The sequence below is a fragment of the Lyngbya sp. CCY1209 genome, assembly GCF_055795065.1.
Map to the genome: position 1 here is coordinate 39706 of NZ_JAYFER010000540.1, position 6432 is coordinate 46137.

Genomic DNA, 6432 nt, shown 5'->3' on the forward strand with positions numbered 1-6432 from the left:
CGGGGAGGTCGGGAGATGAGGAGAGACATCGGAGGGAAATCGGGCATCAGCGGCCTTTTAATGGCGCTGGGAGACGCGCTCTGGCGAATTTTGACAAAACGTCGGTTTTGGCTCCTCCTCGCCACGATCGCCCTCCTGTGGCTGGTGTACGGGAGTCCCTGGCGGGGCCGTTTCACCGGGGCGGCGTTGGCGGGACAGTTGGAGAGTCTGGGAAATTGGGCGATCGTCTGGTTCGTGGCGGTGTACGTCCTGTTGACGGTGGCGGGGGTTCCCGGCGTCCCCCTGACGGTGGCGGGGGGGTTGGCGTTCGGCTTCGCCTGGGGGGCGATTGGGTCCGTGGTGGGGGCGACGCTGGGGGCGATCGCGGCATTTTGGATAACCCGCTATCTGATGCGGGACTGGGCGGAACGGAAATTCGGGCGCCACCGGGCGTTAATTCGGTTCAACCGGGCGATCGCCAAAAATCCGCTACAATTCGTGTTGGCGGTGCGTCTGGCCCCGATTTTTCCCTTCAACCTCGCCAATTTTCTCTTCGGTTTGACCCCCGTCGGACTCAAACCCTACGCGATCGGCACGTTTTTCGGTATCATTCCGGGTACGCTGACCTACACTTGGCTGGGTATCGCCGGGAGTCGGGCGTTGCGGGGGGGCGATCGCTGGTCGTTTATCCTCAGTGCGATCGTCGTTTTGGGGTTCTTTCTGTTTCCCCTGGTTTTTCGGAAGCGATGGTTTTAATATCAGTTGTAGCGCTTGGGCGCCTCTTACTCTGGGGCTCCCATCCCAACACCGATCGCCGATTTATTGTTACGATTGCCAGCGGTAGCGACTCAGGGAAATTCGGTTTTCGGCGTTGAATGCGATGCCTTCCGATTCCAATAGCGATCGCTGCAAATAGTCGGTTCCCCGCCGGAATGGGGAATGGGAAATTTCGCCTTTGGCGTTGATGACGCGATGCCAGGGGATATCGGATGTTTCCCAATCGACTTTGTGCAGGGCGTATCCCACTACGCGGGCTTTTCCGGCTAGGTTTGCCAGTTCCGCAATTTGTCCGTAGGTGGCGACTTTTCCGGGGGGGATTTGGCGGACGATCGCATATATTTCGGTATAAGCGGACATGGGGAAATTTTACCACAGAGGCACAGAGAACACAGAGAGAATTTTATTGAGGGGTTTCTGGTGTCGGAGAGGGAGATGATTCTTGGGGTTGTTCCGCTTCCGGTTCGGGGGTTTCTTCCGGTTCTTCGGCGAGTTGCCACTCTTCTAAGGGGGGACTGATGGCGTCGATCGCACCCTCGGAAATGACCAAAATTGCAACCTGTTCGGGGAAGGTTTCGGGGGGATCGGCGATCGCGTAAATTGAATTGCCGGTGAAGTCGGATGTTCCCAAAATTAATCGATGTTTTGTGTTATCCTTTAGTTGGATATCTATGATGTTTTTGGAGTCTTCTAAGCCGTAATCGGATAACTCGGATTTGGAGAGGGTCAGACTGCGGACTCCGGAATCGGGATCGGATGGATTACTTTGACTCGTCACCAGTTGGTTTAACACCCCGTCCACCCTCGCCAAGTTCGCCGGAGATTGGACGGGTTCGATCAATTTCCAGGGGGATTTCGCGTCGGTTTCGTCTTCTCCCACCCGTTCGATTTTTAGGGTTTTATCTTCGGTTTGGATAGTCAGAGATTGGATGTCATCTTTGGAGACATCAAAGATTTGATCCTGTTTCGCCTGAATTTCTTCCTGTCGTGCTTTTCCCCGGATTTCAAAGATGTAGACTCCCCCCGCCAGAATGATGGCGGCGATCGCCAATATTAACGTCGAACGCTGAAATTTCATACGCAAACCTCCGAGAAATTGAACATTGTTAATTAGGGTGTAGGGTGTAGGGTGTAGGGTGTAGGGTGTAGGGTGTAGGGTGTAGGGAAAGTCAAAAATAACCCATTTCCGATTCCCGACTCCCGATTCCCGATTCCCCAATTACCGCCGACGCCACCAGAGGAAGCCGGCGATCGCAAATGCAACCAGGGGGAAAATAAAGATCGCCATCAACTGTAGGAAGCGACTCAGCGGGGGAGTCATCAGGATGCGGCGGCTGGTGGCGGGTTTGACGCCGATGGACAGGGTTTCTTGATCCGTACTCAGCCAGGTGATGGAATTGATAAACACATCCCGGTTGAGTTGCTGATCGAACCAGCCGTTTGTGGCAAATTGAGAATTTCCCAATACCACCAATTTCGCTTCTTCCGGAGTTTCTTCCGTTTCCGAAGTTTCCCCTTCGTCGGCGGTTTCTGATTCCGGAGTTTCCGTTGCGGCGGCTTCTGGAGTTTCTGGATTTTCCGTTTCTGTGGCTTCCGGAGTTTCGGAAGTGTCCGTTTCTGCAACCGATCGCGTCAATGCCACCCCCAAAGAAAGGGGACCTTGGCGATCGGCTTGGGGGTCGAATTCCAACCGTCCTTCCACCAGATTAGCTTCCGCCCAGCTTTGCGGGTCCGTCCAAATCAGCGGGCTCTCCGTCACCCCCTCCACCGGGCGAGTTTCCACCGGCCGTGCGGAAGGATAGATGGAAATATTATTGCCGAAATCGCGGGTGATGGGATGGTCGCCGTATTCGCGGACGATGGGGACCGTCGGACCCAAACCCACCAACCGGCCGCTGCCGGTGGCGTCGATCGCAACCCGATCGTCCAATTTCACGCCCCACTCTTCGAGCAAGCTATCCAAGCCGGGGTCCGTGTCCGGGTCGATCATCAAAAACAGGCTGCCGCCGTTATTGAGATATGCGGTTAATGCCTCGACTTCCCCCTCGAAGAGTTCCTGCCTCGGACCGGCGATCGCGATCGCGTCCGCATCCTCCGGGACCTCCGTCGCCTCTGCCAGGTTGAGGGGTTCGACGATGAAGTTTTTGTCCTCCAAACTCGCGATCGCCTCTTGCAGGCCCCCCTGTCCCTCGCCGAGGGGACGTTCGCCGTGCCCCTGCAGGAAGTAAACTTTGGGGGTGCGATCGCTGAAAATTTGTTCGATGCTGTTGGTCAGCTTGGCTTCCGTCAGGGGTTCCAACCCTTCGACGGGGACTGACTGGCGGCGATCGTTCGCCTCCAGATAAATTTCCCCGAAGTCCCGGATGCCGAACTGTTCCGCCACCCCCGGTTGCAACTGCGGATCGACAAATTCGTACATGAAATTGCCGGACGCCTGTTGTCGGTAGCGATCGAGGAGGGCTTTGGTTTCGGGGTTTTGAGTGCGATCGAAAATCCAAACTTTAACAGGTTGGTTCAGATTCTCCAAAATCGTCTGGGTCTGGGGGGCGAGGGTGAATTGCTGGTTTTCTGTCAAATCGATGCGGACCGGGTTGCGGACGGCGAGAAAATTGACCAGTCCCAAAATCACCAGTACCGACACCGTGGCGGTGAGGGCGTTGGTGCCCGCCTCGGCGGACCGGGTGCGATCGCGAAGCGGTGTCGAAGTTTGCGATCGCAGGTAATTTTGTAGCACAAACCACAGACCGATGATCACCGCCCCGGCGATAATCAGCGCCAGGGGCACGGGTTGCCAAACTCCCGACACCACCCCCGCCGACAATCCCGCGATCGCCAACATCGGACCGAGCCAAAACAGATATTTTAAGATCTTCCAACTGTTTGCAATTTTTTTCATAGGACGGCTGCTTAGGAACGCTGGAAGCGGAACGCATCGATGGACTGGGCGGTTAAAAATACCCCCAAAATGACATAACTCGCGAATAGCACCAAACTGCTCAGATCGATAACCCCCTGCACCAAATTGGTGTAATTGGAAATTAAGGATAGGTGAGTCAGGGCTGACCCGACCACTCCCCCCACCACGCTACCGATCAGATCCATCACCCACAAAAATAGCACCACAGCGAAGGTGAGAATCGCCGAAAGTAGGGTGCTGTCGGTGAGGGAAGAAATGAACATTCCCAAGGAGAGGACCCCGGCGGCGAGTAAAATTAACCCCAGGTGGGAGACGAGTAAAATCGCCGGGGACATGGGAGGAGTCGCCACACTCAGGGCGATCGCCTGCAACGCCATCAGCGGCAATACCATTGTTATATAAAATGTCAGGACGCCCAACAATTTCCCCGTCGCCACCCCCCAGTTGGTAATCGGGGAAGTCGCCAGCAGTTCCAGGGTACCGCGTTTGCGTTCCTCCGCATAGAGCCCCATCGACAGCATCGGGAGCACGAACAGGGACATGGTACCCATTAATCTCAAAAAGACCTGTAGGAATTCGTAGGGCAGATCGATGGGATCTGTCAGTCCCAACTGATCGCGGTAGGCGACTTGTTGGATGAGCCCTTCGGGTCCGAGGAGGATGGCGACGAAAAAATATCCCGTCAGCAGCCAAAAAATGCCCGCGATCGTGTAAGCGAGGGGTGAGGCAAAATAACCTTGCAGTTCTTTGCGGTAAATGGCGAGGATATTGCTGAAAATTACAAGCATTTTTTATAGGGTGTGGGATGTGGGGTGTGTTCGGTGGGGTTGAGAAACCGGGTTTCTACCCGCATCTGCCATGAAAACCCGAATCGATCTTAGAAACCCGGTTTCTTGGCATTGTTCCGAATTCAAGTTGTTTCTTTCTCCTCATCGGGTTCGGATTCTTCGGCGGGAGTCTCTTCCGCCACGGGAACTGATTCCGCCGTCTCGGATTCCTCCTCGGGGGGGGAGGCGGCGAGGGTGGCTTCCTGTTGGGCGGTGAGGGTCAGGAACACATCCTCCAAACTCGCCCGGGTGCGCCGCATCTCGTAAATTTTGAATCCCTGGGCGACGCAGGCGGCGATCAACTCCGGACCGGGCTCCTGTTGGGATTCGCAAATGACCTGTATCCGCTGCCGCGGTTCTTCCGCCGACTCCGACAACAGTTCCACCGATCGCACCCCCGGCACCTCCGAGAGCGATCGCACCGCATCTTCGGCTACCGGTCCGGCAACTTCGATCTCGTACCCCCCGCCCGAAGTCAACTGTTCCATCAAGTTATCGGGAGTTCCCGTCGCCACGATCCGCCCCCGGTTGACGATCGCTACCTGGGAACAGGTCATGCTCACTTCCGGCAGGATGTGGGTCGAGAGGATAATGGTATGGTCCCCCGCCAGACTTTTGATCAGGTTCCGCACCTCGATAATCTGCCGCGGGTCCAGCCCCACCGTGGGCTCGTCGAGGACGATCACCGGGGGATCGTGGACGATCGCCTGGGCGATTCCCACCCGCTGCCGATATCCCTTCGACAGCTTGCGGATCAAACTTTTTCGCCGGTCCAATATGCCGCAGCGCCGCATCGCCGCCTCCACCCGGGTTTTGCGATCGCCCGCCGCCACCCGCTTGATCCGGGCGACAAAATGCAGGAACCCCTCAACGGTCATGTCGGGGTAAAGCGGCGGCGTCTCCGGCAAGTACCCGATCCGCTCCCGCACCGCCATCGATTGTTCGTGCACTTCATATCCGGCGATGCGGGCAGTTCCATAAGTCGCGGGCAGGTAGCCGGACAATATCCGCAGCGTCGTGGTCTTCCCGGCCCCATTCGGCCCCAAAAATCCCAAAATTTCCCCCGCTTTCACGGAAAATGAAACATCCTGAAGGGCGGGGGTGGTTCCGTAAACCTTGCACAAGTTCTCGACTTCGATCATCGCTGGTCGCTCAATTTGGGACGGTGCCAATTGGCTTTCCTGTTTGGAGAGTACCCAAAGACGGAACTTTCCTCAACAGATAATATCAGATCCGCCCGCCCCCCTGTTGCTAAGAACAAATAACCTCTCCGTGTCCTCTGTGCCTCTGTGGTGAAATTTTCCGAGTCTCCAAAGACATTGAATATAAATAAAACTAATCATTTTAAGAAAAATGTTTTAAATTTACGAACACAAAAGTTTAACAAAACTTCACAATCTCAAATTTTATTGAGAATTACTTTTATTTAAAAACGAGTTGACAGGCTTTGAGGGCTGTGGTAGTATTTTCACACTGCCAATGGTGTATCTGAAATCGGTCGGTCGGCGATCGCACCCCGCCCCGGCGATTCCCGGCACCTCCAGAATTTCCCCCCGCGACAAAAGCCAAAATCCCCGCCAAAACAGGAAAAGGCGCGATCGCACTTCGAGTTATCGCCATTCCAAATAGCAGCCGAGAGGCGGATCGAGTTTCCCAAAATTAGCCATATCCCCGCGTCTTGCCATCGCTTTCGACGCACGAGTTTGGTTTACAGAACTTTACAAAAATCGGGGTGGGGGTTGACAAATTTTGATTTTTGTGCATATCGGGGTGCGATCGCTCTGCTAGAAAGCCAGTTAATTCTCATCCCCAAACCCGACTTAATCTCAAAACAAATCCCGGCAATACATCGTCACCGGGAAGTTCTATTGGATTGTCCAAAACTTCGACTTCTTGTCCGGGGCGGTAGATTTCTACCCGTCGATTTTGGGG

At 55.1% G+C, this 6432-nt stretch carries 7 protein-coding genes and 1 pseudogene; 1 reads left to right on the forward strand and 7 read right to left on the reverse strand.

Annotated features, from left to right (window positions below; genetic code table 11):
• Positions 1-15 precede the first annotated feature (15 nt).
• Positions 16-735, forward strand: a complete 720-nt coding sequence (locus tag AC0QHF_RS18405; RefSeq protein WP_324705696.1) for a TVP38/TMEM64 family protein — start codon at positions 16-18, stop codon at positions 733-735.
• A gap of 69 nt (positions 736-804) precedes the next feature.
• On the opposite strand, the gene AC0QHF_RS18410 is transcribed toward AC0QHF_RS18405, so the two are convergent.
• The 7 genes and pseudogenes from AC0QHF_RS18410 to AC0QHF_RS18440 form a co-directional block, all read right to left on the reverse strand.
• Positions 805-1116, reverse strand: coding sequence for an MGMT family protein (locus tag AC0QHF_RS18410; protein WP_324705697.1), 312 nt, complete (start codon positions 1114-1116; stop codon positions 805-807).
• Positions 1117-1159: 43 nt separating this feature from the next.
• The gene (locus AC0QHF_RS18415; RefSeq protein WP_324705698.1) at positions 1160-1834 is read right to left on the reverse strand and encodes a DUF4340 domain-containing protein; all 675 of its coding nucleotides are present in this window, start codon (positions 1832-1834) and stop codon (positions 1160-1162) included.
• A gap of 141 nt (positions 1835-1975) precedes the next feature.
• A complete protein-coding gene (locus AC0QHF_RS18420; protein ID WP_324705699.1) occupies positions 1976-3652 on the reverse strand; it encodes a GldG family protein in 1677 nt (558 codons plus the stop codon).
• 11 nt (positions 3653-3663) lie between these two features.
• Positions 3664-4461: an ABC transporter permease gene (locus tag AC0QHF_RS18425; protein ID WP_324705700.1), complete on the reverse strand. Its 798-nt coding sequence runs from the start codon at positions 4459-4461 to the stop codon at positions 3664-3666.
• A 122-nt stretch (positions 4462-4583) separates the two neighbouring features.
• Positions 4584-5642, reverse strand: coding sequence for an ABC transporter ATP-binding protein (locus AC0QHF_RS18430; RefSeq protein WP_324705701.1), 1059 nt, complete (start codon positions 5640-5642; stop codon positions 4584-4586).
• A 280-nt stretch (positions 5643-5922) separates the two neighbouring features.
• A complete protein-coding gene (locus AC0QHF_RS18435) occupies positions 5923-6120 on the reverse strand; it encodes a hypothetical protein (RefSeq protein WP_324705702.1) in 198 nt (65 codons plus the stop codon).
• A gap of 183 nt (positions 6121-6303) precedes the next feature.
• Positions 6304-6432: pseudogene (locus AC0QHF_RS18440) on the reverse strand (Uma2 family endonuclease); the annotation flags it as partial.